The organism is Micromonospora coerulea (assembly GCF_016598485.1).
Taxonomy (GTDB): Bacteria; Actinomycetota; Actinomycetes; order Mycobacteriales; family Micromonosporaceae; genus Micromonospora; species Micromonospora coerulea.
The window spans coordinates 23,780-49,574 of record NZ_JAEMUW010000019.1; the positions used below are offsets into that span (position 1 = coordinate 23,780).

Here is a 25,795-nt window from a genome sequence, read left to right on the forward strand (position 1 = left end):
TTGACTTTGGTCAGATAACCTGACGATTATTGGTCAGAGGATCGTACCAAATTCGGGTCTAGTCAGGGGGCGGCGATGAACCGGGACGACGTCTGGCGGACCATCGACGACGAGCGGGCCAGCCTTGCCGACCTCCTCGACGACCTGTCCGCGTCGGAGTGGGAGACGCCGTCGCTCTGCGCCGGCTGGCGGGTACGCGAGGTCGCCGCGCACCTCACGCTCTCCCATACCGGGTTGCCGTCCGCGACGTGGGCGCTGCTGCGGGCCTGCGGCAGCTTCGACCGCATGGTCCACGACACCGCCGTACGGCAGGCCGCGCTGCCCGTCGAGCGGCACGCCGCCCACCTGCGCGGCATGGTCGGATCGCGCCGGAAGGCGCCGGTCGTGACGCACCTGGAGCCGCTGCTGGACGTCCTGGTGCACGGGCAGGACATCGCCATCCCACTGGGCCGCCGCCGTCCGATGCCGGTGGACGCCGCGGCGACGGCCGCCACGCGGGCCTGGAGCATGGGTTGGCCGTTCCACGCCCGCCGCCGGTTGGCCGGCTTCGCGCTCGTCGCCACCGACCACCCCTGGTCCGTGGGGAGCGGCTCCCGGGTCGAGGGAACCAGCGCGGCGCTGTTGCTCCTGGTCACCGGCCGGCTCGCGGTCCTTCCGCAGCTGTCCGGCCCCGGCGCCCCCGAACTGAGCGCCCGGCTGTCCCCGCTCCGCTAACGACGGCCCGGGGTCAGCTGCTCGCGCATGCTGCCGCGCTGGACCGCCCGGCTGATGTCGCTGGGCGAGACGATGCCCACCAGGCGCTGGTCGGTCACCACCAGGGCCCGGCCGTCGGCGCACTGGCTCAGCCGGGGAAGCAGGTCGTTGAGCTCTTCGTCCGGGGCGGCGAGCACCAGCTCGTCGGCCCGGCAGGAGACCTCGGCCAGGGTGGTCGACGCACGCCGGTCGGCGGGGATGCCGCGCACCCGGTCGAGGGTGACCAGCCCGACCGGCCGGCCGTCGTCGGTCAGCGGCAGCGTCGAGTGCCGGTACGCGAACAGGTAGTTGTCCACGAAGTCGGCCACCGTCGTGTCCCCCGACGCGGTCTGCGGCTGCGGGGTCATCACGTCGGCCACCCGGACGCCGCGCAGCGCGCTGCCCGTGCGTGCCTGCCGCTCCTCGGCGCCGGCCGCACCGATCAGGAACCAGCCGATCAGCGCCAGCCAGAGCCCGCCCACCCCGGCGCCGACCAGGAACTGCCACAGCCCCAGCCCGATCAGCAGCGCGCCGAGGACCCACCCCGCGCGGGCCGCCACCACCGACGCCCTGGTCCGGTCGCCGGTCGCCTTCCAGACCGCCGCGCGCAGCAGCCGGCCGCCGTCCAACGGCGCGGCCGGCAGCACGTTGAAGATCGCCAGCAGGATGTTGATGCCGGCCAGCCAGGCCAGTGACCCGAGCACCAGGCCGTGCGCGCCGGCGAGCGCGAGCAGCACCGCGATGGCGCCGAAGAAGAGCCCGATGACCAAACTCACCAGCGGCCCGACCCCGGCGATGCGCAGCTCCGCGCCCGGGTCCCGGGCCTCGCCCTTCAGCTCGGAGACGCCGCCGAAGAGCCAGAGCGTGATCCCCACGACCTCGATCCCGTTGCGTCGGGCCACCACCGCGTGGGCCACCTCGTGGGCCAGCAGGCCGAGGAAGAAGACCACCGCCGCGGCCAGGCCGGCGGTGACGTACGCCAGCGTCGGTCGGTCCGGGTACGCCCGGGGGAACTGGCTGGCCGCCAGCCCCCAGGCGATCAGCAGGAAGATGACCAGGACGCTCCAGTTGACCCCGACGGGTACCCCCGCGATCCGGCCAAGCCGGAAGCTCGCCCTCATAGGTCCGTCATACCCCGGGAGAGTCCGGCCATGCCAGGGCTGAAGGTCACCGGCGGGGCGCCTCGCCGACCACGGTCGGGGACAGGGTGTTGGCCGCCTCCACCGCCCAGTCCAGCGCGTAGTCGGCCTCCTCCTCCCAGCCCGGCTCGCCGCCCACGAAGTGCGACCGCCCCGGGAACTCGTGGTACGCGGTCAATGCCCGGGAGGGCCGGTAGAGCTGGGCGGCGGACCGGGCCAGCGTCGGCGGCACCACGTGGTCCTCGCTGCCGGTGGTGATCAGCAGCGGCGCCCGGTCGTCCCGGTGGGTGTCCGCCTTGGCGGCCGAGTTCGGGTCCAGGTTGGCGAAGGCGGCCTCGAAGAAGACGTGCCCGGCAGCGGGGACGGCGTACCGCTCCCAGGCCGCGTCGGAGTCCTCGCGGCTCATCGTGTTGCCGAAGGCGTACGCGAAGTCGTCGGCGGTGAACGGCACCGCCCGGCGCCGGTTGGCCGGGCTGCGCAGGATGGAGAACCCGGAACGCAGCGTGCTCAGCGGCAGCTTCAGCACCCCCTTGACCGGGGCCGGGTGGGCTGCGACGCCGGCGGCGCCCAGCCCGCGGGAGACCAGGAGCTGGGTGACCAGGCCGCCGAACGAGTGGCCCATGATGATCGGCGGGCGGGGCTGCTCCCGGATGATCGCGGCGTAGTGCGCGACGATACCGGTGATCGTCTGCCCGGCGATCGGCGTCGGGTCCGCGCGCAGGGCCTCCACCTCGCCCTCCATGCCCGGCCAGGCCGGGGTGAGCACCTTGAAGCCCCGGGCGGCGTACCGGTCGACCCAGTGTTCCCAGCTCCGGGGCGTCATCCAGAGGCCGTGGATCAGCACGATCGTGTCGACCCGTACCGTCGGCGCGCTGGCCATGGGGTTCCTCCCGGTTGCGCGGTGTGGTCCGGGGGCGCTTACCCAGCGGGGCCGCCCCCGCACCTGCCCGGCCTGACAAATGTCATGGCTGGAACGTGACGCCCGCTCCGGGGACGAGGTCGCCGACCGCCGGAGCATTCTGGTCATGACCGACACCGCACCGGCCGTCGAACTGGCCGGACTCACCAAAACCTTCGGCCCGGTGACCGCCGTCGACGGGCTCAGCCTCCGGATCGCACCCGGTGAGGTGGTGGCCTTCCTCGGCCCGAACGGCGCCGGCAAGACCACCACCGTGGACATGCTGCTCGGGCTGGCCCGACCGGACGCCGGCCGGGTCCGGCTCTTCGGCGGCACCCCCGCCGACGCCGTCCGGCTCGGCCGGGTCGCCGCCGTGATGCAGACCGGCGGGCTGCTCAAGGACCTCACCGTCGGCGAGACGGTCCGGATGACCGCGGAGTTCTACGGCCGGACCCGCCCGGTGGCCGAGGTGCTGGACCGGGCCGGGATCGCGCCGCTCGCCGACCGCCTGGTCGGGAAGTGCTCGGGCGGCCAGCAGCAGCGGCTGCGCTTCGCCCTGGCGCTGCTGCCGGACCCGGACCTGATGGTGCTCGACGAGCCCACCACCGGCATGGACGTCGAGGGGCGGCGCGACTTCTGGCAGGCCATCCGCGCCGACGCCCGGACCGGCCGGACCGTCCTCTTCGCCACCCACTACCTAGACGAGGCCGACGCGTACGCGGACCGGATCGTGCTGGTGCGGCAGGGCCGGGTGGTCGCGGACGGCACCACCGCGGAGATCAAGAACCTGGCCGCCGGCCGGGTCGTCCGAGCCACCCTCCCCGGCGCCGACCAGGCCGTGCTGGCCGCGCTGCCCGGCGTCCGGGCCGTCGAGGTACGCGGCGACGCGGTGCTGGTCCGCACCGACGACTCCGACGAGGTGGCCCGATACCTGCTCAGCCGCACCGCCGCCCGGGACGTCGAGATCACCTCGCGCAACCTGGAGGACGCGTTCCTGGCCCTCACCACCGACACCCCCACCACCGCCAGCCCGACCGCCCAGACCATCGGAGCCTGAGATGACCGTCGCCGCACCGTCCGTCCCGTCCGCCGCCCGCGCCGACCGGCGGCCGCCCGCCCTGGGCGGGTTCTCCACCGCCGTGCTGGCCATCGAGATCCGCCGGGTCCTACGCAACCGCCGGACGCTGATCTTCATCCTGGTCATGCCGGCGGTCTTCTTCCTCCTCTTCGGACTCCCACAGCGCGGACAGGAACTGCCCAACGGCCGACCGGTCACCGCCTGGATCATGATCAGCCTTGCCGTGTACGGCGCCATGGTGGCCACCACCAGTGCGGGCGCCGCGGTGGCCACCGAGCGGGCGCTGGGCTGGAGCCGGCAGCTCCGGCTCACCCCGCTGCGCCCGCCCGCGTACGTGGCGACGAAGGTGGCCACCGCCATGGTGCTCGGGCTGATCGCGGTGCTCGTGGAGTTCGCGGTCGGCGCGGCCGCCGGGGTCCGGCTGCCCGTCCAGGTCTGGCTGCTGTCCGGGCTCACCGCCTGGCTCGGCTCGCTGGTCTTCGCCGCCTTCGGGCTCTTCGTCGGCTACCTCGCCCCGGCCGAGAACGTCATGCAGTTCATGGGCCCGATCCTGGCGATCCTGGCCATGCTCGGCGGCCTCTTCGTCCCGCTCGACGTGCTGCCGCACGCGCTGCAGCAGATCGCCAAGTTCACCCCGGTGTACGGGGTTGGCCAGCTCGCCCGGGCCCCGCTGACCGGGGCCGGGCTGGACTGGGTGGCGCTGGGCAACGTCGCCGGCTGGACCGTGCTGTTCGGACTCGGCGCGGCCCGGCTGTTCCGCCGGGACACCACCCGGGTCTGACGGGAACGGCGACCGCTAGCGTGTTCAGGATGCAGCTTCCGCCGGACCGGAACTATCTGGAGACCCGCCGCTGGCGGGTCACCGGCTGGTTGCTCGCCGCGGTCTGGCTCTTCTTCCTCAACATCCCGCTGCTCGCCGCCCTGCACCAGCCCGAGCCGTGGCGACGGGTGGTCGGCGCGACCACGTTGGTCGCCTTCGGCGGGTGCTACGTCTTCGTCTTCCAGTGGGCGCGCGGCCGGCGTCTGGAGCGCCGAGGGATCCCCGTCGGCCGTGCGTGGGCGGCCGTGGGGCTGCTGCTCGCGCTCGGGCTGGCCGGCATCCCGGGGACCGGTGGCGACTGGTTGACCACGCTGGTCTTCGTCGCGGCGGCGGCGGTGTTCCTGCTGCCGTCCCGGCAGGCGCTGGTGGTGGTCGCCCTCGCCGCGCTGACCCCGCCGGTCACGGCCGCCCTGGTGCCCGGCTGGGAGGCGGAGGGCACCGTCGTCTTCGCGGTGCTGCTCGCCTCGTTCGCCATGTTCGGGGTGACCCGGCTGACCCAGCGCAACAGCGAACTCCAGGCCGCCCAGCAGGAGATCCGCCGGTTGGCGGTAGCCGAGGAGCGGGCGCGTGCCGCCCGGGACCTGCACGACATCCTCGGCCACTCGCTGACCGTGGTCGCGGTGAAGGCCGAGCTGGCCGGCCGGTTGCTGGAGCTGGACCCGGCCCGGGCGGCCAGCGAGATCGCCGACGTGGAACGGCTGGCCCGGGAGGCGCTGGCCGACGTGCGGGGCACCGTCGGGCGTACCGGGGGATCAGCCTGGCCGGGGAGCTGGCCGGCGCCCGCTCCGCGCTCGCCGCGGCGGGCATCGCCGCGGAGCTGCCGGACGCGGCGCCGGAACTGCCGGCGGAGCGGGACGAGCTGTTCGGCTGGACGGTACGGGAGGGGGTGACCAACGTGGTCCGGCACAGCGGGGCGCGGCGCTGCGTGATCCGGGTGGAGCCGGGCCTGGTCGAGGTCCGCGACGACGGGCGGGGACCGGCCGCCGAATCCGGCTGGAACGGGCACGGGCTGGTCGGCCTGCGCGAGCGGGCCCGGCGGCTGGACGCCACCGTCACCGTCGGCCGCCGCTCCGACGGACTGGGTTTCCTGCTCCGGGTCACCCTGCCGGCGGACCGGTGAGTTGGGTGGGTCGGCGATGAGCGGGCCGATCCGGCTGCTGCTCGCCGACGATCAGGCCCTGGTCCGGGGCGCGCTGGCCGCGTTGCTCTCGCTGGAACCGGACCTGACCGTGGTCGCCGAGGTCGGGCGCGGCGACGAGGTGGTCCCCGAGGCTCGCCGCACCACGCCGGACGTGGCCCTGCTCGACGTGGAGATGCCCGGCCTGGACGGGATCGCGGCGACCGCCGCGCTGCGCGCCGCCGTGCCCGGCTGCCGGGTGCTGGTGGTGACCACCTTCGGCCGTCCCGGCTACCTGCGGCGGGCGATGGAGGCGGGGGCGAACGGCTTCGTGGTCAAGGACACCCCGGCCCGGCAGCTCGCCGACGCGGTACGCCGGGTGCACGCCGGGCTGCGGGTGGTCGATCCGACGCTGGCCGCGGAGACCCTGGCCACCGGGGCGAGCCCGCTGACCGAGCGGGAGACCGAGGTGCTGCGGACGGCCCGGGGCGGAGGCACCGTGGCGGAGCTGGCCGCTGTCCTGCACCTGTCGGAGGGGACGGTGCGCAACCACCTCTCCGCGGCGATCGGCAAGACCGGCGCCCGGAACCGGGCCGACGCGGTCCGGATCGCCGAGGAGAACGGCTGGCTGCTCGGCGAGTGAACCTCAGCCGGCGGCCCGCGGGGTGGGCAGCTGGTCGACCACCACCACGGAGGTCCCCGTCCGCACCTCGGCGAGGAGTTGCCGCTGGCCGCTGGGGGTCAGCCGGATGCAGCCGTTGGTGACGTTCTCCCCGAGGGTGTCGTCGTTGTGCCAGCTGTGCAGTCCGATGTGGGCGCCGCGCAGCCCGGTCGGCACGGCGTCCGGGTCGTCGGGGATCGCGCCGAGCGCGAAGATGTCCACCCCGCCGTAGACCGCCTCGGGTGGGGGCGTGCGGCCGAGGATGAAGGTGCGGCCGAGCGGGGTGGCCTGGCCCGGCATGCCGAGGCTGACCTGCCAGGAGCGCACCGGACGGGCGTCGCGGTACCAGGTGAGCCGGTGGGTGCGGCGTTCCACCACGAGCTGGTCGCGCAGCGCGACGGCGGTCCAGCCGCCGGCCGGCAGCCAGGCGATCCGGCGATTGGCCGAGGGGAGCAGCACGGCGGTCCAGCCCACCCGGCGGTCGACCACCGGCATGGTCAGGTTCACGCCGCTGATGGTGGGCGCGAGGAAGGCCAGCGGCCGTCCGCCGGGCGCGTCGTAGGCGGCGATCTTCCGGGCCGGCGCCAGTCCCGCGGTGAGCGGCGTGGTGTCCGCCGACTCCGGGTCGGCCGGGAAGCCGCGCGGCGCGGGGCCGTAGTCGACCACCGGCAGGCCGGCGGGGGCGGGCGCCGCCGCCGGCACCGACTCCGATTCCGCGGGGGTCGGCGCCGGCTCGGTCGCGACCGGGCCGGTCACCACGGGGGCGATCGCGGCGCCGGTCGGCGCCGCCCCCCGGGTGAAGGCCGCGCCGACCAGCAGCGCGGTCGCCAGCAGCAGGGGTACGCCGAGCGCGGCGAGCAGCCAGCCCAGCGTCCATCGCGAGGTCAAACGGTCAAACAGCACAAAATGACTGTAAAGGAAAGGAGGCCCCCGCTCCGCGAAAAGGCGGTGCGGGGCCTCCGGTGCGGCTCGGGCCGGTCGGATCGGGCCGGCCGGGCCGGGTCAGGGCAGCTTCGCGCCGAGGTGGATGGCGACCGCGTCGTGGGCGTTGATGTTCGCCGCGAACCAGCCGCCGCCGTCCACCGTGATCACCGGTCCGCTGCACGAGCCGTTGCTGAAGTCGCCGTGGACGACGTCGCAGTACCGGCCGGCGGGCAGGCCGGTGTAGTAGGAGCGGCCGGTGACCGCGAAGTCCTCGTCGTTGATGGTCAGGTAGCCCTTGCCGGCCCGGCTGAACGCGATGTGCTGGTAGCCGTTGTCGTACCAGTTGGCCACGGCGGCGCCCTGGGTGGCGTTGTGGAACCCGACCATGTTGGCGATGACCCGCCAGCGGTGCTCGCACTCCCAGCCGGAGTAGCAGGTGGTGTTGAGCGTCTTGTTGCTGGCGTCCGACGGCGGGCCCTGGTCCTTGCCGCTGAACGTGAAGCTCGACATGACCGCCGGCGACCCGTACGGCCAGGCCAGCATGAACGCGTTCGCCAGCGCGTAGGTGGCGCCGTTGCGGTACGTCAGCACCCCACCCTCGCGCTGGGTGTCGTGGTTGTCCACGAACGAGACCGCCGAGCCACCGGGCAGGTAGCCCCAGGCCTCGCCGAAGTTCCTCAGATACGCCAGCCGCTCGCTGTTGAACATCCGGGCGAGGTCCTTGCCGTACCGGAACTCGTGCACGTCGCCGTTGCCGGTGTACTCGGTCGGCTGGATCGGCTCACCGGCGCCGTAGATGACCTCCTGCACCAGGTACGCCGAGCGGGAGAGCTTGCCCTTGATGGCGGCGATGTCCGCGGCCGGCATGTGCTTGCTGGCGTCCAGCCGGAACCCGTCCACGCCGAGCGAGAGCAGGTCGTTCAGGTACGCCGCGAGCTTCGAGCGGACGTAGTCGGACTCGGTCTTCAGGTCGGCGAGGTTGACCAGTTCGCAGTTCTGCACCTCGTACCGGTCGCCGTAGTTGACGATGTCGTCGCCGCCGTTGCGGCCGCAGTGGTGGAAGTCCTGGGTCTGGTAGCTGCCCGGGTAGTCGTAGTGGCCGTACGACGAGCCGGCCCAGCCGATGCCGCCGGCATCCTGCCCGGACATGTGGTTGATCACGGCGTCGACGAGCACCTTCACGCCGGCGCTGTGGCAGGTGTTCACCATGGACTGGAACTGCGCCCGGGTGCCCTTGCGGGACTCGATCCGGTAGCTGACCGGCTGGTAGGCCACCCACCACGGGTTGCCCTTGACGTGCTCCTGGGGCGGGGAGACCTGGACGTAGCCGTAGCCCTTGGGGCCGAGCACGTTGGTGCACTCGCTGGCCACCGAGGGCCAGTTCCACTCGAAGAGCTGGACGATGACCTTCCTGGTGCCGGACGGGGCCGCGGCGGCCGGGGGAGCCGCCACGGCGGTCGGTACGAGCAGGCTGGCGATCATGCCGAGGGCGAGGACCGCCGAGCGGCATCGGCGTCGATGCATCGGGACTCCTGGGGGTGCGGGGGACGGGGTGGCGCGGCGCGGGGGAGGGGCTTCAGTGTCGGCTTCTTGCAAAGCTGGCCTGAAATTTTCGGCAACGTTACAAGCGTGTTGCAAGAACTGTCAACGAATGGAAATACATCGTTGCGCGATGCGTCAGACGGCTCTCCAGGCGAGAAATTCGCCACCGGGCTGATCCGCTCGGCGCGCGGTTCCGTACAGGAGGAGGGAGCAGGGTCGGCCGGTGGGGGCGCCGCCGTGAGACACGATCGAGGAGCAGATGGGCCGGACAAAGCAGAACGAGAAGGCGGCGACCGTCCGGACCACCAGCACCAGCAGGGGTGTCCGGACCCGGTCGAAGGCCGCCATGGTCGCGCTGACCGCGTCCGCGCTCGCCCTCGCCTGGGCCGGCCTCGAGCTGGCCGGCGCCGGCGCGACGCTGTACGCGTACGGCTTCTTCTTCACCGAGTTCTTCGCCGGGGTGGTCGCCCTGGTCTCGCTCAGCCTCACCGTGATGATGGGCCTGCTCGCCACCGACCGGCTGGTGCTGCTGATCCGACACCGGGTGCTGCTCCAGTCCGCGCACCGGGCCACCGGCATCCTCGGCGTGGCCGGCCTGGTCTGCCACGTCATCACCAAGATCTCCATCGGCCGGGCCGCGCCGACCGACGCCGTGGTGCCGTTCATCGGTGGCCGGGGACTCTACGTCGGACTGGGCACGGTGGCCGCCTTCCTCATGGTCAGCGTGCTGTGGACCGGCCTGATCCGGGTCCGCTTCGCCGGCGTCGGTCCGAAGTGGTTGTGGCGGGCGATGCACTCCATGGCGTACGCCTCCTGGCCCTTCGCCCTGGTCCACGGCCTCAACGCCGGGCGGCCCGCGCAGTCCTGGGTGGTGGTCAGCTACCTCGCCTGCGTGCTGCTGGTGGTGGTGGCGCTGCTGGTCCGCCTCTCCGTTCACCTCGGCCGGCGCAGCCGGGAGCAGCACCAGGCCGCCGCGCGCACCAAGGCGATGGCCGGCCGGCCGGCCGAGGAGAGCCGGGGGTTGCTCGCCGGGCTGGCCCGCCGGCGCTCCGGCGCGGAGGAGAACGGCCGGGCCGGCCGTGGGCGTGAGGGCGGCTGGGCGGAGACCACGGCCACCTCGTGGACCGCGCCGGCCGGCACGGCCCGCCGCCGCGACCCCGACCGGTTCGCGGTGCCGGTGGTGCCCGAGCCCGGCTCGCTGCGGGAGCCCGTCCGCGCGGCGGCCCGCCGCCGGCGGGAGGAGGAGTTGGCGCCGGTTGCCGAGCGGCAGGGCGAGGCGCCGGCGGCCCGCCGCCGGGACGACGACCGGCCGGCCCGCCGCCGCGCCGCCGAGCCCGAGCAGACCACCCGGAGCGAGCGGTCCGCCCGCCGGTACCGGGACGAGGAGGCGGTCGCCCCGCGGCGGTCCCGGGTCGAGGTGGACGCGCGCTACTCGGCGCCTCCGCAGCGACGGCCCGAGCCGGAGGAACCGTGGGACAGCCCGAACCGGTGGGAGAGCGGCGAACAGCCGATCTCGGCGGGCCCGATCTCCGCCGGCCCGATCTCAGCCGGTCCGGTGTCGGCCGGGCCGATCTCCGCGGCGCCACGCGGCGGCAGCGGCCGGCACAGCGCCTCCGACGAGGTGCCGGAGGAGCCGGACTACTGGCGGCCGCCGGCCCGGTACGTCCCCGAGGACCTGCCCGTCGACGACACCCCCACCCTGGTCGACCTGGCCTCCCGCCGGGCGCTGCGGGCCTCAGGCGAGAGCCGGTCGTCGCGGCGGCGCCGGGCCAGCGCCGATGCGGTCGACGGCGCGTACTGGGCGGGGCTGCGGGGCGAGGCGAAGTGATGCGGACGACCGTGCCGCCGGTGGCGTGCGTCGGCGAGCCCCGGCTCACCGCCGGCTTCGCCGAGTTCGGCCGGCTCGACCTGATGGCCCACGAGGAGGTGCACGGCCCGATCGGGCCGATGGAACCGGGCAGCCTGCTCCGGCTGGCCGAGGCCATCGACCTCAAGGGCAAGGGCGGCGCGGGCTTCCCGTTCGCCCGCAAGCTGCGCGCCGTGCTGGAGTCCTGCGAGCGGCAGAGCCTCGCCGCGGCGGTCGTGGTCAACGCCACCGAGGGCGAGCCGGCGAGCTGGAAGGACAAGGTGCTGCTCACCCGGGCGCCGCACCTGATCCTCGACGGCGCCGCGCTCGCCGCGTACGCGGTGGACGCCGAGGAAATCGTGATCGGCGTGGCCGACGACGACGTGGGCCGGCCGTCGCTGACCGAGGCGCTCCAGGAACGCCGGATGCCGGTGCCGACCACCATCGTCACCGTGCCGCACCGGTTCATCTCCGGTGAGGGCGGCGCGCTGGTCAACGGCATCAACGGTCTGCCGCACATCCCGCCGGGCACCAAGAAACGCTCCAGCGACTCCGGCGTCGGCGGGCTGCCCACCCTGCTCTCGAACGCCGAGACCTTCGCCCAACTGGCGGTCGCCGCCCGGCTCGGCCCGTACGAGTACGCCGCGCTCGGCACCGACGACGAGCCGGGCACCGTGCTGCTCACCGTCACCGGTGCGGCCGCCCGCCCGGCGGTGGTGGAGTGCGCCGCCGGCACCCCGCTGCGGGAGATCCTCGACCTCTGCGAGGCGCCCGGCGGGCCAGGCGTCCTGACGGGCGGCTACCACGGCAAGTGGATCACCCCGGAGGCCGCGGACCGGGCGGAGATCTCGCGCAAGGGGCTGGTCGCCGTCGGCGGGACCCTCGGCGCCGGCATCATCGTCCCGCTCGGCCGGGACACCTGCCCGCTCGGCGAGGCCGCCCAGGTGGTCCGCTACCTGGCCGGCGAGTCCGCCGGGCAGTGCGGGCCGTGCAAGATGGGCCTGCCCGACCTGGCCCGCGCCGTGGACCTCGCGGTCTCCGGCAGCGCCCCGATCGAGATCGTCCGGGCCGCCGCCGGTGACGTGAAGGGGCGTGGTGCGTGCAGCCACCCGGACGGCACCGCGCGGTTCGCGCTGTCCGCGGTGGAGGTCTTCGCCGAGGACCTGCGGCTGCACACCACCGGTGAGGGCTGCGGCAACCGGGTCAAGGGCGTACTGGGGCTGCCCAGTGCGCCGGACGCCAACCCGCAGAAGCTGACCCTGGACTGGTCCCGCTGCGACGGGCACGGGCTCTGCGCGCACGTGGTGCCCGACTTCATCCGGCTCGACGCCAACGGTTACCCGGCCTTCCCCGCCACCCCGGTGCCGACCTGGCTGCGAGAGGGCGCGCTGAAGGCGGTCAAGGTCTGTCCCGAACTCGCGCTGCGGCTCGCCAAGGCCGAGTAGCCGACCGAGAGGAGACGCGGATGTCGCGTCGTACCACGGTGTCCCGCCGGGCCACCGCCGCCGTCGCGGTCGCCGCGCTGCTGGGCGCGGCGTCCTGCGCGGTCGGCCCGGAGCCGCGGGCGCCGGTGGGCGCGGTCGCCGCCGCGTCGCCCGCCGCCGCGTCCGCCGGGCCGGGCACGCCGACCGGCACGCCCGCCGCCGCGCCGGTGGTCCCGGCCCGGGCGCCGGACACGCTGCGGTTCACCGCGAAGACCCTGGACGGTACGACGTTCTCCGCCGCCGGGCTGGCAGGGAAGCCGGTGGTGCTGTGGTTCTGGGCGCCCTGGTGTGCCACCTGCGCCAGCCAGGCGTGGACGGTCGCCGAGATCGCCCCGAAGTACCGGGACACGGTGCCGATCGTCGGCATCGCCGGCCTGGGCGACCAGCAGGCGATGAAGGAGTTCGTCACCGAGTTCGACCTGGGCGGCACCCCGCAGCTCGACGACCGGGCCGGGGTGCTGTGGCGCCGCTTCGAGGTCGTCGAGCAGAGCACCTTCCTGATCATCGACCGGAACGGCCGGGTGGTCCACCAGGGCTTCCTCGACGGGGAGTCGCTCAGCCGGCGGGTCGCCGCGCTGGCCGGCTGATGACCACGCCGCTGCTGCTCGCGCTGACCGCCGGCATGCTCGGCGCGGTCAACCCGTGCGGCTTCGCGATGCTGCCCGCGTACCTGTCGCTGCTGGTCGCCGGACCGGCCGACGGGCGGGGCGCGGTGGGCCGCGCGCTCACCGCGACCGCCGGGCTGACCCTCGGGTACGTGCTGGTCTTCGTCGCCTTCGGGCTGGCCCTCGCCCCGCTGGCCGACTGGCTGCGCCCCCGGCTGCCCTGGACCACGGTCACCCTCGGCGTGCTGCTGGCGGTGGCCGGCTGCTGGCTGCTCGCCGGCCGGCGGCTGCCTGCCCCGCGCCCGTTCGCCCGCGCGCCCCGGCTGACCCGATCGCTGCCGTCCATGGCGCTGTTCGGCATGGCGTCCGCGCTGGCCTCGCTGAGCTGCACCATCGCCCCGTTCCTGGCGATCGTGGTGACCAGCCTCCAGGCCGGCTCGACGCTGCGCGGGCTGGCGCTGTTCGCCGCGTACGCGATCGGGATGGGGCTGGTGGTCGCGGTGGCCGCGCTCGGCGTGGCGCTGCTGCGCGGCCGGGTGGTGGCCCGGCTGCGCGGCGCCGGCCCGCTGGTGCCCCGGCTCAGCGGCCTGGTCCTGGTGCTCGCCGGCGGCTACGTCGCCTGGTACGGCTGGTACGAGGTCCGCCTCGCGCAGGGCCGGTACGACGCCTTCGGCGACCCGGTGGTGGTCGCCGCGGTGCGGGTCCAGCAGGCACTGGTCGCCGGGCTGGACGCGGCCGGCCCGGCGGTGCTCGCGGTGGCCCTGGCCGCGCTGCTGCTGGTGGCGCGGCGGTCCGATCGGTCCGTCGTCGCGCTCGGCGGACATGTCGTCGTCGCGCGGCGCGCCGCTGGCCGGCCCAGCCGGATCCGACCCGGAGCGGGCCGGGCCGTCAGCCGCGACCCGGATCGGATCACCGGGTGCGTGCGGCGGGGGGTCGAGGCGAGCGGCGGCGACGAACGGCGGGGTGCCGAGCCCGGACGACGAACGGCGGGGCCGGGAGGACCCGACGCCCGCCGTTCGGCGCGTGCGGTCAGCGGACCGGGGTGAGCCGGTCGGTGCCCATCTTGTCGCGGAGCACCTCCGGCAGCAGCACCGAGCCGTCGGACTGCTGGAACTGCTCCAGGATGGCCGGGAAGAGCCGGCTGGTGGCCAGCGCCGACCCGTTGAGGGTGTGCACGAAGCGGGTCTGCTTGCCGCCCGGCTCCCGGTAGCGGATGGCCGCCCGTCGGGCCTGGTAGTCGCCGGCCCAGGAGACCGAGGAGACCTCCTTGTACCTGCCGGTGCTCGGCATCCAGACCTCGATGTCCAGGGTCTTCTTCATCGAGGCGCTGGCGTCGCCGGCCGACAGCAGGCTGCGCTGGTAGTGCAGGCCCAACGCCTCGACCAGGCTCTCCGCGTGGGCGAGCATCTGCTCCAGCGCGGTGCCCGCCTGCTCGGGCAGGGTGAACTGGAAGATCTCCACCTTGTTGAACTGGTGGCCGCGAACGGTGCCGCGCTCGTCCGAGTGCGAGCCGGCCGCCTCCCGCCGGTAGCACGGGGTGTAGGCGAAGGCCTTCAGCGGCAGCTTCGCCGTCTCCAGGATCTCGTCCTGGTACGCCCCGAGGATCGCCGTCTCCGAGGTGGGCAGCAGGAACTGCCCGCGTGGGGCCGACTCCCGGTCCAGGTGGTAGACGTCGTCGTAGAACTTGGGGAACTGGCCAGCGGCGAAACCGGCGCTGTCCAGCAGCAGGTGCGGCGGGAGCAGGAACTCGTACCCGGCCTTGATGTTCTGCTCGACGAGCCAGTTGAGCAGCGCCCACTCCAGCCGGGCGCCCATGCCGGTGTACATCCAGAAGCCGGAGCCACCGAGCTTGACCCCCCGCTCGTGGTCGACCAGGCCCAGCGCGCGGCTCAGCTCCATGTGGTCGCGGACCTTCTCGATGACCGGCGGCTCGCCGAAGGTCTTGACGACCCGGTTCGCCTCCTTGCCGCCCGGCACGACGTCGTCGGCGGGCAGGTTGGGCAGCTCGCTCATCCTGGTGCGCAGCCGGGACTGCACCTCGTCCAGCTGGGACTCCAGCTCCGCGAGCTGCTTGCGCTCGGCCTCCGGCGCGACGGACTCCGGCGCCGTGCCGGCCCGCTTCGCCTGCGCGTACGCCCGAGCCTCGGCCTTGCGGCGCTGCCGCTCGGCGTCGATCTCAGTGATCAGGGCGCGGCGCTCCTGGTCGAGCCGCTGGATCTCGTCCAGCGCCCGGTTGACCTCGGCGGGATCCAGACGCTTCGCCAGCGCGGTCGCCACCGCCTCGCGATCCTTCCGGATCAACTCCATGTCGAGCATGCTGCTCGTACGCCTCCGTCCAGGCAGTCAGGTGGGACCCCCAGATGCTACCGTCGCGCCCCCGCCCGGCCGGGACGGCCCGAAGAGCCGGCCCCGCCGGGCCGGCGGCGAGGGTCAGAGCCTGACCGGCATCAGGATCGAGAAGGCGTGCTCGTCGTCCGGGCGGCGCACGGCCAGCGGGGCGATCGGCCCGTCCAGCTCCAGCACCAGCTGACCCCGGTCGCCGGCGTCGAGCGCGTTCAGCAGGTACTCGCGATTCACCCCGACCCGGACGGCGTCCGCGTCCGACGCCTCGTCCGGCCCGACGACGCGCAGGGTGCCCCGCCCGTCCAGGCCCAGCACGGTCACCTCGGCGCGTACCCCGTCGTGCTCCCTGACCAGCACCGGCGCGCCGGCGTCGGCCACCGCCGCGCGCAACGCCACCACGTCCACCACCACCCGGTGCGTCGGCGTGCCGGGAACGTGGCCGCGCAGCAGCCGGCGGTAGTCCGGGAAGTCGTACGGCAGGGGCGCGGTGCGCACCGTACGGCCGGCGACGGAGAGCTCGACGTGTTCCCGGTCGACGGTGACGTACGCCTCCGGGGTGATCCCGACGCCGGTGTCCAGCAGGGTGCGCGCCTCGTCGACGAAGCCGACCGGGACGAGCGCCCGCACCGGCGGGCCGTCGGTCTTCCACCCGGTGCGGGCCACCGCCAGCCGGTGCCGGTCGGTGGCGACCAGCCGTACGCCGTCCGGCTCCACCTCCAGCAGCACCCCGGCCAGCACCGGCAGTTCCGGATCGGCGCCGACGGCGAAGCGGACCGCGTCAATCGCGGCGGCGAGGTCGGCGCGGTGCAGCACGAGACGGGTGGTCATGGGGGTCTCCTCGGGATCGATCAGGGCACGGACCCGGGAGAGCTCACGGCGGGCGTCGGCGAGACCGTCCTCCAGGCGGCGCAGGTGCGCGTCCAGCAGCCGGCGGACCACGGCCGGCTCGGACCGGTGCCGCAGCGCGGCGCCGATCTCGGCCAGCGGCATCCCGACCCGGCGCAGCCCGGCCACCAGCCGGGCCGGCGCGACCTGGTCGTCGGTGTACCAGCGGTACCCGGTCACCGGGTCGACCAGCGCGGGCACCAGCACGCCGGAGCGGTCGTAGAACCGCAGGGCGCTCACCGTGAGCCCGCTGGCCCGGGCCAGCTCGCCGATGCTGCGCAGTTCGCTCTCCACGACGCCCGATCCTGTGCCCTCAACCCGGTCGAGGGTCAAGCCGCCGGGCCCTCCTCGAGCACCCGGAACGTCATCCCCGCCTTGACCAGGCGGTCCAGCAGCGCGTCGCCCATCGCGGTCACCGGCGTGACCTGCCCGACGGTCGGCGGCAGGTCGTCGCAGGCCAGGCAGAGCGCGGACTCGGCGAGCATCTTCGCGGTCTCGTCGTACCCGGGATCGCCGCCGGCCACCTCGGTCAGCACCCTGCGGCCGCCGCCGGTACCGACGAAGCGGACCTTGAACCAGGACTTCGCCCGCTGCGCGGCGCTCGGCCCCTGCCCGGAGGCGAGCCGGCCGAGCAGCCACCGTCGGGTCGGTGGCACCTTCACCAGGCCGACCAGGCCGGCCAGGCCCACCCCGGCGACCAGGATCGTCGGCAGTCGCTTCACCGCGGCGAAGTGGCGGTAGCGGAAGTCCGGGCCGTACTCGGGCCGGGCCGCCGCAGACCGGCGGACGACCTGCGGGTCGATGGTGGGCAGCGGCACCGCCCACATGCCGATCTCCTTCGACCGGCCCACCTTGCCGGGCACCGCGCGGACCCGGCGGCCCTCCGGACGTGGCTCGACCGCCTTGCGCGCCTTCGCCGCCCGGTTCGCCTCCCCGGTGCGGGAGAACGCGGTCAGCGCCGAGTGGTACGTCCCGGCGGAGAACTTCCCGCCGGCCCGGACGAAGCCGTCCACGGTGACCGGACCGTCCGCCGGGAGCTGCTTGACCGTGTACCAGGTGCCCAGGTCGTGCGGGATCGAGTCGAAGCCGCAGGCGTGCACCAGCCGGGCGCCGGTGCGTACCGCCTCGGCGTGATGCCGCACGTACATCAGGTCGACGAACTCCGGCTCCCCGGTGATGTCGAGGTAGTCGGTGCCGGCGGCGGCGCACGCGGCCACCAGCGGCTCACCGTGGTGGATGTACGGGCCCACGGTGCTGGCGACCACCCGGGCGCTCTCCGCGACCGCGCGCAGCGAGGCCGGGTCGGTCACGTCGGCGGTGAGCAGGGGCAGCTCGGCCAGCGCCGGGTCGATGTCGGCGAGCCGGTCGCGCACCCCGGCCAGCTTGGCGGGGTTGCGGCCGGCCAGCGCCCAGCGCAACCCGGTGGGGGCGTGCCGAGCCAGGTACTCGGCGGTGAGCGACCCGGTGAAGCCGGTCGCGCCGAACAGGACGAGGTCGTACGAGCGGTCGTCGCGCATCCGCCGAGTGTGCCACCCGCGGGCGCGCGAATCACGGGGAGAAGACGGCCCGGACGCAACCATCGGTGCGGTCCCGGAACAATGCGTACCCGTCGGCGCCGCGCTCCAGCGGCAACCGGTGGGTGGCCAGGTGTTCGGTGCGCAGCTCGTCGCGGGCCATCCGGTCCAGCAGCATCGGGATCCAGCGCTGCCCGTGCTGCCGGGCGCCGCGCACGGTCAGTGCCTTGTTCAGCACCGCGCCGAGCGGGAACGTGTCGACGAACCCGGTCCAGGTGCCGAGGACGACCACGGTCCCGCCCTTGCGGCAGGTGTGCACCGCCTCGCGCACCGCGAGCGACTGGTCCGCGCCGCCCCCGCCGAGCCGGCCGGCGAGTAGCCCCGGCGGCTCCGGTTCCATGCCGACCGCCTCCACGCACACGTCCGGCCCCCGGCCGCCGCTGCGCTCCCGCAGCTCGGCGGGAATGTCGACGTACCGGTAGTTCAGCGGCTCCGCACCGACGTGCCGGTCCACCATCCGCAGCCGGTCGTCGTACCCGTCGATGACGATGACCCGGTCCGCGCCGCGCAGCACGGCGGCCCGCGCGGTGAGCTGGCCGACCGCCCCGGCACCCCAGATCGCCACCACGTCGCCGGGACCGACCTCGCCCAGCTCGGCGCCCATCCAGCCGGTCGGCGCGGCATCCGAGGCGAACACCGCCCGGTCGTCGCTGACCGCCTCCGGCACCGTGAACGCGCCGACGTCGGCGTACGGCACCCGGACGTACTCGGCGTGGCTGCCGGCGAAGCCGCCCAGCGGGCCGGGATGGCCGTAGCAGCCGCCGGTCGGCTGACCCCAGGCCGACTCGGCCGCCGCCGCGCCGGTGCTGCCGTTGTCGCAGCAGGCGAAGAGGCCCTGCCGGCAGAACCAGCAGGCGCCGCAGGCCACCGCCGCGCAGACCACCACCCGGTCGCCGACCCGGTGCCGGCGGACCGCCGGCCCGACCTCGACCACCTCGCCGAGGAATTCGTGTCCGAGCACGTCCCCGGCGGCGAGGAACGGGACCCGCCCGGCCAGCAGTGGCAGGTCCGCGCCACAGGTGGCGCTGCGCCGGACCCGGACGATCATGTCGTGCGCGTTGCGCAGCTCCGGGTCGGGCACCCGTCGTACCGCCAGCTCGTCGACGCCCTCCCAGCACAGCGCCCTCACCCGGCCGCCCCCGGGCGGTCCAGCCGTGACCGGTCGGCGCGCAGCACCTCGCCGGTCTCGGTCAGCTGCTTGGCCGCGCGCAGCGCCTCCCGGATCAGCAGCCCCGGATCGTCGCCGACCAGGTGGGCGGCGAGCCCGGGTAGCGGCGGGGAGTCGCCGAGCGGTCGGGCGGCCAGTTCGGTGCCGCGTCCGCCCGGCGCCGGGCGGGCGTGCAGCTCGACCGCGCCGTCGAGCCGGCGCAACGGCTCCGGCCAGCGTCCGCCGGGCAGCACCGCCTCCGGCGGGCCGGCTACCGTGACCACCTGCCACCGCGCGGGCCGCGGGTCGGCGCCGCTCACCCGCGGCCAGCTCCGCCGCCGGCGTACGGGCAGCGCCCGGCCCGCCGCCACCCCCGCCGCGGCCACCGCGAGGGCGATCGTGCCCCGGGCCAGCCGTCCCATCCGTACCACCTGCCCCTCGCCTCGTCCCGGTTCGACGGGCGGCCGGTCACGCGCGGCCGACCGCCCGCGGAGGTCCAGCATCCGCGTGGCCCGGGTGAAGCCGGCTCGCCCCGAAGGGGTGAACCGGCGCGGGCGGGGTAACCGCCCGCCGCAGGACCGGGAGCGGACGCGACGGGGGAGGGGCCGCATGCCGGAGGACCGCGAGCGCGTCGGGACGGCTGGCGCGCCGCCGCTGCTGTCGTCGCGGCTGGCGCCCGCCGACCTGCCCGAGCCGGTGCTGGTCCGGCCGCGCCTGCTGGACCGGCTGGACCAGGGGGTCGCCGCCCCGGTGACCCTGGTCAGCGCGCCGGCCGGCTGGGGCAAGACCACGCTGCTCGCCTCGTGGGCGCGGGCGTCCCGGGCCGAACCGCCGCCCGCGTGGGTCGCGGTCGAGGCCGGCGACACCGCCGAACGGCTCTGGTCGTACCTGGCGGCGGCGCTGCGGGGGGTCGTCGAGCGGAGGTCGGACGACGCGCCGCGGCCGCCGGTGCCCGATACGCCACCCCGCCCGGACCAGCTCGAACTGCTCGCCGCGGCGCTCGCCGCCCGGGAGCGCCCGGTCCTGCTGGTCCTGGACGACCTGCACCGGGTCACCGACCCGGCCGCGCTGACCGGGCTGGAGTTCCTGCTGCGCCACGCCGAGCAGCGGCTGCGGTTGGTGATCGGTGCGCGGACCGCGCTACCGCTGGCGCTGCACCGGTGGCGGCTGGCCGGGGAGCTGACCGAGATCGGCCCGGACGAGCTGGCCTTCACCCCCGAAGAGGTCGCCGACCTGCTGGTCGCGCACGGGGTGCGGCTGCCGGCCGCCGCGCTGCCCCGGCTGGTCGAACGCACCGCCGGCTGGCCGGCCGGGCTGCGCTTCGCGGCGCTGGCGCTGCGCGCCCAGCCCGACCCGGCCCGCTGGGTGGCCGGGTTCGACGGCGACCAGCCGGACGTCGCCGGCTACCTGCGCGAGGAGGTGCTCGCCCCGCTCGACCCGGACGCCCGGGACGTGCTGCGGCGCAGCGCCGTCGCCGCCGCCGTCTGCGCCGACCTCGCCGGCGCGGTCACCGGCCGGGCCGACGCCGGGCAGCTGCTGGCCGGCCTGGCCCGCGACGGCGGGTTCCTGCGCCACGACGGCGGCAGCCCACCCTGGTACCGGTGCCACCCGCTGCTGGCCGACCTGCTCCGCGACGAGCTGAGCCGGCTGCCCGGCGACGAGCTGCGCGAGCTGCACGCGCGGGCGACCGGCTGGTACGCGGGCAACGGCCGGCCGGCGGAGGCGCTGCGGCACGCGCTGGCCGGCGGCGACTGGGACCGGGCCACCGAGCTGCTCATCGGGCACTGGCCGGAACTGGCGCCGTACGACCGGGACCTGCCGGCCGGTCCGCCGCCCACCGACCCGCCGGCCGAGGCGGTCCGCCGGGATCCGGAACTCGCGCTGGCCTGCGCGGCCGAACGGGCGTACGCCGGGGACGCCGCCGCGGCCGCCGGGCACCTGCGGCGGGCCGTGGCGCACGCCCGCGCGCTGCCCGCGCCGCGCCGTGACCGGTTCCATCGGCTGGCCACCGCGCTGGAGCTCACCCTGGCCCGGCTGGCCGGCGACCACGGGGAGGTACGCCGGGCCGCCGCCCGGCTGCTCGCCACCCGCACCGCACCCGGGCCGGGCGACGACCCGCGGGCGGGGTCCGCCGAGGACGCCGACGTACGGGCCGTCGCCGGCACCGCGCTCGGCCTGGTCGAGCTGGCCGAGGGGGAGCCGCGCCTCGCCGGGGACCGGTTCGCCGAGACGCTGGCCGCGGCCCGGCAGGCTGGCCGGCCCCGCACCGCGCTGGTCGGCCTCAGCCGCTCGGCCCTGCTCGGCGCGGTCCGGGGGGACCTGCGGATGGCCGAGCGCGCCGCCGGGGAGGCGCTGGCCCTGCCGTCCTGCGAGGGCTGGTCCTGTCGGGTGGACTGCGGGTACGCGTACCTGGCGCTGGCGCTGGTGGCGCTGCACCGGGACGACCCGGCGGAGGCGGCGGCGAACCTGGCCCTCGCCGCGCCGGCCGCCGGGGAGCCCGGGGTGGCCGCGGTGGCCGCGCTCTGCCGGGCGGAGCTGCTGGCCGAGAGCGGTGAGCCCGCCGCCGCGCTGCGGACGCTGACGGCGGCCCGGGAGGGGCTGGTCGAGGCCCGGGAAGGGTCGGCCGAGGGGCGGGAGGGGGCCGGCGCGCCGCCCGCCGGTGGGGAACTGACCGCCTCGCTGCTCGCCGCCGAGGCCCAGCTGCGCGGCGCCGTCGGCGACCTGGACACCGCCCGCGGCCTGCTGCGCGACGCCCTGGGGCCGGCCGACCGGGACACCGGGGCGGGCCCGTCGGCCGGGGAGTCGGCGGCGCTGGGGGTGGCGCTGGCCCGGGTGGAGCTGCGGGCGGGCGACACGCGGGCCGCCGCGCACGCGGTACCCGACTGGTCGGCCCCGGAGGCGGAGTCGTGGCCGCTGCCGGTACGCCTCGCCGCCGGCGTCCTGGACGCGGTGCTGGCCCGGTCCGGCGGCGACGACCGCCGGGCCGGCCGACTGGTGGAGCGGGTGCTCGACCTCGCCGAGCCGGACGGGTACCGCCGGGTCTTCACCCGCGCCGAGCCCGGGATCCGCGACCTGCTCGCCGCCCACCTGGACTCCGGCACCGCGCACTGGCCGACGGTGAGCGACCTGGTCCGGGGCGCGGACTCCCGGCGCGCCGACGAGCCGGTGGAGCACCGGCCGGGCCGGCCCGAGCGGGCGTTGGACGAGCCGCTCACCGAGCGGGAGCTGACCATCCTGCGTTACCTGCAGAGCATCCTGTCCAACGTGGAGATCGCGAGCGAACTGTCCCTGTCGGTCAACACGGTGAAGACCCACGTGCGCAACATCTACCGCAAGCTCGACGCGACCCGCCGGCGCGAGGCGGTCCGGCGGGCCCGTGAACTCAGATTGATCTGACGGCGTAGTCGCCCACCAGGATTGAGCTGACGGCTCAGCCGTTGGCGGCGGCGTCCACCGCGGCCAGCAGATCCGCCAGGTCGTAGCCGCCGTCGTGGCGGACGTCGTTGACGAACAGGGACGGGGTGCCGTTCACCCCGCTGCGGATGCCACCGACGAAGTCCCGGCGGACCCGGTCGGCGTCGGCGTGCCCCTTCACCTCCGCGTCGACCTCGTCGGCGGGCAGCCCGAGCTGTTCCACGCCGAGCGACAGGTGCACCGGGTCGAGCTGGTCCTGGTGCTCGAAGAGCCAGTCGTGCATCTCCCAGAACCGGCCCCGCCGGCCGGCGGCCTCGGCCGCCTCGGCCGCGCTCTCGGCGTACGGGTGGACGTTGGCGATGGGGAAGTGCCGGTAGACCAGCCGGACCTGGTCGCCGCGCTGGCGCAGCACCTCGGCCAGGTTCGGGTACGCGGCCCCGCAGAACCGGCACTGGAAGTCGCCGTACTCGACGAGGGTGACCGGCGCGTCCACCGGCCCGCGGGCATGGTCGGCTGCCGTCACCGGGATCCGCAGCTTCGCGGTGGTGACCTGAAGTGGCGTGGTCATCCGGCCACCACCCGCCGATCCGTCGCGCGCCGGTCGAGGGTGTCGAGGGTGATGGCGTCCAGGCCCGGGTCCGGGCGACCGCGGAACTGCTCGGGGCCCACCTGCCGTCCGTTCGGGGTGGCCGGAAGGGTGAAACCGGGCGCGGGCCGCCCGGGTCTGATCAGCCCGTTCGGATCAGTCATGTGTTCCAGACTCGCCCCGGCCCGGGTGAACCGGGCTCACCCGGGCCGGGTGGTTCCGACCGGCTCAGCGGCCGATGGTCACGTGGTTGTGCACCTCGCGGATGCCGGGCGCCGACCAGACGACCCGCTCGATCTCCTCGCGTTCCGGCACCGAGTGCACCAGGCCCGCCAGCACGATGGTGTCGCCGTGCACCCGCACGGTGATCCCCTCGGCCTCGGTCGCGCCGTTGCGGGCCAGCGCGTCCACGATCCGTTCGGCCAGGTCCCGACCGTCGGTGCGGGCCGTGGCCGGCCGGACGGTGATGCCGTTGCTCACCCCGCGTACCCCGGTCAGCCGGCCCACCGCGCGCTCGGCGGCGCGGCGCTGGTACTCCCACTCGACCTGGCCGTGCAGGGTGACCCAGCCGTCGGCCACGGTCACGTCGAGGGTCTCGATCGGCACGAAGGCGTCCCATTCCAGTGCCCGGCTGGCCGCGGTGGCGATCTCCGGGTCGCTCTTCTCCGCCGAGGTGGCGATCCGTACGGCGAGGTCGTTGGCGACCGCCCGGACCCGGGCCACCCGGTGCGCGGCCCGCTCGGCGGCCCACTTCTTGGCGTAGCTGTCCACCCAGCCGGTCAGCGTGACCACCCCGTCGGTGACGGTCACCCCGATCTCGTTGGGCCGTACCCGGGGCTCCCAGGTCAGCTCGTCGAGAACGTCGGTCTGGATGTCCTGGTCGGTGCGGCTGATGGTCGCGGTGGCCATTCCCGAACTCCTTCACCCCTAGGCTCGGCTCTTCGGCTGCGGGCGCCGCCCACCGGCACGCACCCCGCCACATCCGATCCTGTCCCCACCCCGGGTGACCCACCCTCACCCACCCCGAATGACCCCACCCCGTCGGTCTTGCCTGCGGTGCCCGGACGAACGGGACAAAACTCCCCGTTCCGGCGACCGAGGTGCGAGATCGCCGGGCGGGTGGGGGCGGGGAGGGGTGGGGGCGTCGACACGGGGTGGGTGGGTGGGGAAGCATCGCGGAGCGGGGACGGGGGACGGGGTGATGCGCGGGGTACGGGAGGCAGTTCCGGTCGGGGGCGCGGGGTCCGGCGTTCGGGCGGCGGGTCCGCGGGGGACGGTGCTGCGGGGAGTCCTGAGTGCCGGCGGGCGGCTGGCGCGGCACGAGTGGACGGTGGCGGTGGTCGGGTCGCTGGTGCTGGCCGCGGCGATGACCTGGCCGACCCTGCGCGACATCACCGGGACGCTGCCGCAGGACACCGGTGATCCGACCCTGCAGGCGTGGCAGATCGCCTGGGGCGGGCACGCGCTGCGCACCGATCCCACCCGCGTCTGGCATTCCAACACGTTCTTCCCGGAGCCCTACAGCTACGCCTATTCGGACACCCTGCTCGGCTTCGCCCCGGCCGGCCTGCTGGGCGCCGGTCCGGTGGCGGCCGTCGCCCGCTACAACCTGCTCTACGTGCTGGTGCACGCGCTCGCCTTCGTCGGGGCGTACGCCCTGTCGCGGCAGTTGGGCGCGGGGCGGGCGGGCGCCGCGGTGGCCGGGGCCTCGTTCGCGTACGCGCCGTGGAAGCTGGCCCAGGCCGGGCACCTGCACGTGCTCTGCGTCGGCGGGATCGCCCTGTCGCTGGCCATGCTGGCCCGGGGGCATGGCTGGTCGCTGCGCCGGGGCCCCCGGCGGGGTCGGGTCCGCGTGGGCTGGGCGGCGGCGGGGTGGCTGGTCGCCGCCTGGCAGGTCACCCTCGGCTTCGGCATCGGCCTGCCCTTCGCGTACGCCCTCGGCCTGCTCTGCCTCGGCGCGGCCGGCGGGTACGGCTGGTCCTGGTGGCGCCGGCGCACCCGGCCGGCCTTCCCGCGCGCGCTGCTCCTGGCCGACCTGGCCGGCGCAACGGCGTTCGCCGGGGTGACCCTGCTGATGGCCGCGCCGTACCTGGAGGTGGTGGCCCGGCATCCGGCCGGCCGGCGGACCGTCGCGCAGGTCGCGATGTTCTCCCCGCCGCCGCGCGGCTTCCTGACCGGGCCGCCGGAGTCGTGGCTGTGGGGCGACGCGCATGCCGTGGCCCGGGCCGCCCTCGGCTTCCCCACCGAGATGACCCTGCTGCCCGGGATGGCGCTGCTGGGGCTGGCCGTCGCCGGCCTGTTCTTCTCCGTCTGGCGGATCCGGTACCGGGTGGCGCTGGGGGCGGGGGTGCTGGTCAGCGCGGGGCTGGCCGCCGGGGCGACGCTGGGCGGGGACGGCGACCCCGGATACGTGACGCTGGTGCGGCACGTCCCGGGCTGGGACGCCATCCGTACCCCGGGGCGGCTGGTGCTCTGGACCACGCTGCTGCTCGGCATCCTGGCCGCCGGCGCGCTGACGGTGCACCGGTCGGAGCTGCCGCCCGGGGCCCGAGGGTGGCGGCGGTGGGCGCGCTGGGTCCTCGTCCTCCCGGTGCTGCTGGTGCTGCTGGAGGGGGTCAACCGCACGCCGCACGTGCCGGTGCCCGCCGAGCCGGCGGCGCTGCGCGGGCTGGCCGGCCCGGCCCTGGTGCTGCCCAGCGGGGGGACGCGCGAGTTCCACGTGATGCTCTGGTCGACCGACGGGTTCCCCCGGGTGGTCAACGGGCTGGCCTCGTTCACCCCGGCGAGCCAGGAGCGGATCCGGACGGCGAGCGAGAGTTTCCCGGACGCCGCGTCGGTGGCGTACCTGCGGGCGTCGGGGGTGCGCACGGTGGTGCTGCTGCCCGGGTACGCGGCAGGCACGCCGTGGCGGGAGGCGGCCGATCGGCCGGTGGACGGGCTGGGCATCCGCCGGGAAGCGGTGGGCGACGGGCTGGTCTTCCGCCTCGACTGAGGCCGACC

At 75.3% G+C, this 25,795-nt stretch carries 24 protein-coding genes; 12 read left to right on the forward strand and 12 right to left on the reverse strand.

Annotated elements, in window-relative coordinates; translation table 11 throughout:
• Nucleotides 1-75: 75 nt before the first annotated feature.
• Nucleotides 76-714, forward strand: a complete 639-nt coding sequence (locus tag I8N68_RS23010) for a maleylpyruvate isomerase family mycothiol-dependent enzyme (protein WP_200213919.1) — start codon at nt 76-78, stop codon at nt 712-714.
• On the opposite strand, the gene I8N68_RS23015 is transcribed toward I8N68_RS23010, so the two are convergent.
• Both I8N68_RS23015 and I8N68_RS23020 read right to left on the reverse strand, forming a co-directional pair.
• Nucleotides 711-1,853, reverse strand: coding sequence for a site-2 protease family protein (locus I8N68_RS23015; protein WP_200213921.1), 1,143 nt, complete (start codon nt 1,851-1,853; stop codon nt 711-713). The two genes, I8N68_RS23010 and I8N68_RS23015, sit on opposite strands and share 4 nt — an antisense overlap.
• A 46-nt stretch (nt 1,854-1,899) precedes the next feature.
• Entirely contained in the window at nt 1,900-2,751 is an 852-nt protein-coding gene (locus tag I8N68_RS23020) for an alpha/beta hydrolase (RefSeq protein ID WP_200213923.1), read from the reverse strand.
• Between the two features lie 145 nt (nt 2,752-2,896).
• Between I8N68_RS23020 and I8N68_RS23025 the strand changes: the two genes are divergently transcribed.
• Genes I8N68_RS23025 through I8N68_RS23040 form a run of 5 tightly spaced genes read left to right on the forward strand, consistent with a single transcriptional unit; the run spans nt 2,897 to nt 6,427 of the window.
• Nucleotides 2,897-3,826 (forward strand): ABC transporter ATP-binding protein, encoded by a 930-nt coding sequence (locus tag I8N68_RS23025; protein WP_200213925.1) that lies wholly within the window; start codon nt 2,897-2,899, stop codon nt 3,824-3,826.
• 1 nt (nt 3,827) lies between these two features.
• Nucleotides 3,828-4,628 carry an ABC transporter permease gene (locus I8N68_RS23030; protein ID WP_200213927.1) on the forward strand — a complete coding sequence of 267 codons (801 nt, stop codon included), beginning with the start codon at nt 3,828-3,830 and terminating at the stop codon, nt 4,626-4,628.
• A gap of 29 nt (nt 4,629-4,657) precedes the next feature.
• Entirely contained in the window at nt 4,658-5,557 is a 900-nt protein-coding gene (locus I8N68_RS23035) for a histidine kinase (RefSeq protein ID WP_234040423.1), read from the forward strand.
• The gene (locus I8N68_RS33085) at nt 5,554-5,787 is read left to right on the forward strand and encodes a sensor histidine kinase (protein ID WP_234040424.1); all 234 of its coding nucleotides are present in this window, start codon (nt 5,554-5,556) and stop codon (nt 5,785-5,787) included. Before I8N68_RS23035 ends, I8N68_RS33085 begins: the two co-directional genes overlap by 4 nt.
• A 16-nt stretch (nt 5,788-5,803) precedes the next feature.
• On the forward strand, nt 5,804-6,427 hold the full coding sequence (locus I8N68_RS23040) for a response regulator transcription factor (RefSeq protein ID WP_200213929.1): 624 nt from the start codon (nt 5,804-5,806) through the stop codon (nt 6,425-6,427).
• Nucleotides 6,428-6,430: 3 nt separating this feature from the next.
• Here I8N68_RS23040 and I8N68_RS23045 read toward each other — a convergent pair whose 3' ends face one another.
• Nucleotides 6,431-7,348, reverse strand: a complete 918-nt coding sequence (locus I8N68_RS23045; RefSeq protein WP_200213931.1) for a L,D-transpeptidase — start codon at nt 7,346-7,348, stop codon at nt 6,431-6,433.
• Between the two features lie 99 nt (nt 7,349-7,447).
• Nucleotides 7,448-8,893, reverse strand: a complete 1,446-nt coding sequence (locus I8N68_RS23050; RefSeq protein ID WP_200213933.1) for an alpha-amylase — start codon at nt 8,891-8,893, stop codon at nt 7,448-7,450.
• Nucleotides 8,894-9,170: 277 nt separating this feature from the next.
• On the opposite strand from I8N68_RS23050, the gene I8N68_RS23055 reads away from it, so the two are divergent.
• Genes I8N68_RS23055 through I8N68_RS23070 form a run of 4 tightly spaced genes read left to right on the forward strand, consistent with a single transcriptional unit; the run spans nt 9,171 to nt 13,892 of the window.
• Nucleotides 9,171-10,739, forward strand: coding sequence for a ferric reductase-like transmembrane domain-containing protein (locus I8N68_RS23055; protein WP_200213935.1), 1,569 nt, complete (start codon nt 9,171-9,173; stop codon nt 10,737-10,739).
• Entirely contained in the window at nt 10,736-12,202 is a 1,467-nt protein-coding gene (locus tag I8N68_RS23060) for an NADH-quinone oxidoreductase subunit NuoF family protein (protein ID WP_200213937.1), read from the forward strand. The genes I8N68_RS23055 and I8N68_RS23060 overlap by 4 nt, the downstream gene beginning before the upstream one ends.
• Before the next feature lie 20 nt (nt 12,203-12,222).
• Nucleotides 12,223-12,828, forward strand: coding sequence for a TlpA family protein disulfide reductase (locus tag I8N68_RS23065; RefSeq protein WP_200213939.1), 606 nt, complete (start codon nt 12,223-12,225; stop codon nt 12,826-12,828).
• On the forward strand, nt 12,828-13,892 hold the full coding sequence (locus tag I8N68_RS23070; protein ID WP_200213942.1) for a cytochrome c biogenesis CcdA family protein: 1,065 nt from the start codon (nt 12,828-12,830) through the stop codon (nt 13,890-13,892). The genes I8N68_RS23065 and I8N68_RS23070 overlap by 1 nt, the downstream gene beginning before the upstream one ends.
• Here the strand turns inward: I8N68_RS23070 and serS are convergent.
• The 5 genes from serS to I8N68_RS23095 form a co-directional block, all read right to left on the reverse strand.
• The gene (gene serS, locus I8N68_RS23075; protein WP_200213944.1) at nt 13,876-15,162 is read right to left on the reverse strand and encodes a serine--tRNA ligase; all 1,287 of its coding nucleotides are present in this window, start codon (nt 15,160-15,162) and stop codon (nt 13,876-13,878) included. The genes I8N68_RS23070 and serS overlap by 17 nt on opposite strands.
• Before the next feature lie 114 nt (nt 15,163-15,276).
• Entirely contained in the window at nt 15,277-16,356 is a 1,080-nt protein-coding gene (locus I8N68_RS23080; RefSeq protein ID WP_200214184.1) for a DNA polymerase III subunit beta family protein, read from the reverse strand.
• Between the two features lie 47 nt (nt 16,357-16,403).
• Nucleotides 16,404-17,591 (reverse strand): saccharopine dehydrogenase family protein, encoded by a 1,188-nt coding sequence (locus I8N68_RS23085; protein WP_200213947.1) that lies wholly within the window; start codon nt 17,589-17,591, stop codon nt 16,404-16,406.
• Nucleotides 17,592-17,622: 31 nt separating this feature from the next.
• On the reverse strand, nt 17,623-18,777 hold the full coding sequence (locus I8N68_RS23090; protein ID WP_200213949.1) for an alcohol dehydrogenase catalytic domain-containing protein: 1,155 nt from the start codon (nt 18,775-18,777) through the stop codon (nt 17,623-17,625).
• On the reverse strand, nt 18,774-19,217 hold the full coding sequence (locus I8N68_RS23095) for a hypothetical protein (RefSeq protein WP_234040426.1): 444 nt from the start codon (nt 19,215-19,217) through the stop codon (nt 18,774-18,776). Before I8N68_RS23095 ends, I8N68_RS23090 begins: the two co-directional genes overlap by 4 nt.
• A 118-nt stretch (nt 19,218-19,335) precedes the next feature.
• Here I8N68_RS23095 and I8N68_RS23100 point away from each other — a divergent pair, with 118 nt between their 5' ends.
• The gene (locus I8N68_RS23100) at nt 19,336-22,191 is read left to right on the forward strand and encodes a winged helix-turn-helix domain-containing protein (RefSeq protein ID WP_372433807.1); all 2,856 of its coding nucleotides are present in this window, start codon (nt 19,336-19,338) and stop codon (nt 22,189-22,191) included.
• A 34-nt stretch (nt 22,192-22,225) separates the two neighbouring features.
• On the opposite strand, the gene I8N68_RS23105 is transcribed toward I8N68_RS23100, so the two are convergent.
• From I8N68_RS23105 to I8N68_RS23115, 3 genes are all read right to left on the reverse strand, one after another.
• Nucleotides 22,226-22,777, reverse strand: coding sequence for a DsbA family protein (locus I8N68_RS23105; protein WP_200213955.1), 552 nt, complete (start codon nt 22,775-22,777; stop codon nt 22,226-22,228).
• Nucleotides 22,774-22,959 (reverse strand): hypothetical protein, encoded by a 186-nt coding sequence (locus I8N68_RS33090; protein ID WP_234040427.1) that lies wholly within the window; start codon nt 22,957-22,959, stop codon nt 22,774-22,776. The genes I8N68_RS23105 and I8N68_RS33090 overlap by 4 nt, the downstream gene beginning before the upstream one ends.
• 64 nt (nt 22,960-23,023) lie before the next feature.
• Complete coding sequence (locus I8N68_RS23115) at nt 23,024-23,704, reverse strand: BON domain-containing protein (RefSeq protein WP_200213957.1); 681 nt, start codon at nt 23,702-23,704, stop codon at nt 23,024-23,026.
• A gap of 292 nt (nt 23,705-23,996) precedes the next feature.
• Here I8N68_RS23115 and I8N68_RS23120 point away from each other — a divergent pair, with 292 nt between their 5' ends.
• On the forward strand, nt 23,997-25,787 hold the full coding sequence (locus I8N68_RS23120) for a hypothetical protein (RefSeq protein ID WP_372433809.1): 1,791 nt from the start codon (nt 23,997-23,999) through the stop codon (nt 25,785-25,787).
• Nucleotides 25,788-25,795 lie beyond the last annotated feature (8 nt).

What these genes read in the sequence shown, in the direction of transcription:
- serS (WP_200213944.1), bottom strand. Translation starts at nt 15,162, where the DNA reads ATGCTCGACATGGAGTTGATCCGGAAGGATCGCGAGGCGGTGGCGACC.
- I8N68_RS23025 (WP_200213925.1), top strand. Translation starts at nt 2,897, where the DNA reads ATGACCGACACCGCACCGGCCGTCGAACTGGCCGGACTCACCAAAACC.
- I8N68_RS23070 (WP_200213942.1), top strand. Translation starts at nt 12,828, where the DNA reads ATGACCACGCCGCTGCTGCTCGCGCTGACCGCCGGCATGCTCGGCGCG.
- I8N68_RS23105 (WP_200213955.1), bottom strand. Translation starts at nt 22,777, where the DNA reads ATGACCACGCCACTTCAGGTCACCACCGCGAAGCTGCGGATCCCGGTG.
- I8N68_RS23095 (WP_234040426.1), bottom strand. Translation starts at nt 19,217, where the DNA reads ATGGGACGGCTGGCCCGGGGCACGATCGCCCTCGCGGTGGCCGCGGCG.
- I8N68_RS23010 (WP_200213919.1), top strand. Translation starts at nt 76, where the DNA reads ATGAACCGGGACGACGTCTGGCGGACCATCGACGACGAGCGGGCCAGC.
- I8N68_RS23015 (WP_200213921.1), bottom strand. Translation starts at nt 1,853, where the DNA reads ATGAGGGCGAGCTTCCGGCTTGGCCGGATCGCGGGGGTACCCGTCGGG.
- I8N68_RS23040 (WP_200213929.1), top strand. Translation starts at nt 5,804, where the DNA reads ATGAGCGGGCCGATCCGGCTGCTGCTCGCCGACGATCAGGCCCTGGTC.
- I8N68_RS23120 (WP_372433809.1), top strand. Translation starts at nt 23,997, where the DNA reads ATGCGCGGGGTACGGGAGGCAGTTCCGGTCGGGGGCGCGGGGTCCGGC.
- I8N68_RS23030 (WP_200213927.1), top strand. Translation starts at nt 3,828, where the DNA reads ATGACCGTCGCCGCACCGTCCGTCCCGTCCGCCGCCCGCGCCGACCGG.
- I8N68_RS23035 (WP_234040423.1), top strand. Translation starts at nt 4,658, where the DNA reads ATGCAGCTTCCGCCGGACCGGAACTATCTGGAGACCCGCCGCTGGCGG.
- I8N68_RS23020 (WP_200213923.1), bottom strand. Translation starts at nt 2,751, where the DNA reads ATGGCCAGCGCGCCGACGGTACGGGTCGACACGATCGTGCTGATCCAC.
- I8N68_RS23055 (WP_200213935.1), top strand. Translation starts at nt 9,171, where the DNA reads ATGGGCCGGACAAAGCAGAACGAGAAGGCGGCGACCGTCCGGACCACC.
- I8N68_RS23065 (WP_200213939.1), top strand. Translation starts at nt 12,223, where the DNA reads ATGTCGCGTCGTACCACGGTGTCCCGCCGGGCCACCGCCGCCGTCGCG.
- I8N68_RS23085 (WP_200213947.1), bottom strand. Translation starts at nt 17,591, where the DNA reads ATGCGCGACGACCGCTCGTACGACCTCGTCCTGTTCGGCGCGACCGGC.
- I8N68_RS33090 (WP_234040427.1), bottom strand. Translation starts at nt 22,959, where the DNA reads ATGACTGATCCGAACGGGCTGATCAGACCCGGGCGGCCCGCGCCCGGT.
- I8N68_RS23115 (WP_200213957.1), bottom strand. Translation starts at nt 23,704, where the DNA reads ATGGCCACCGCGACCATCAGCCGCACCGACCAGGACATCCAGACCGAC.
- I8N68_RS23050 (WP_200213933.1), bottom strand. Translation starts at nt 8,893, where the DNA reads ATGCATCGACGCCGATGCCGCTCGGCGGTCCTCGCCCTCGGCATGATC.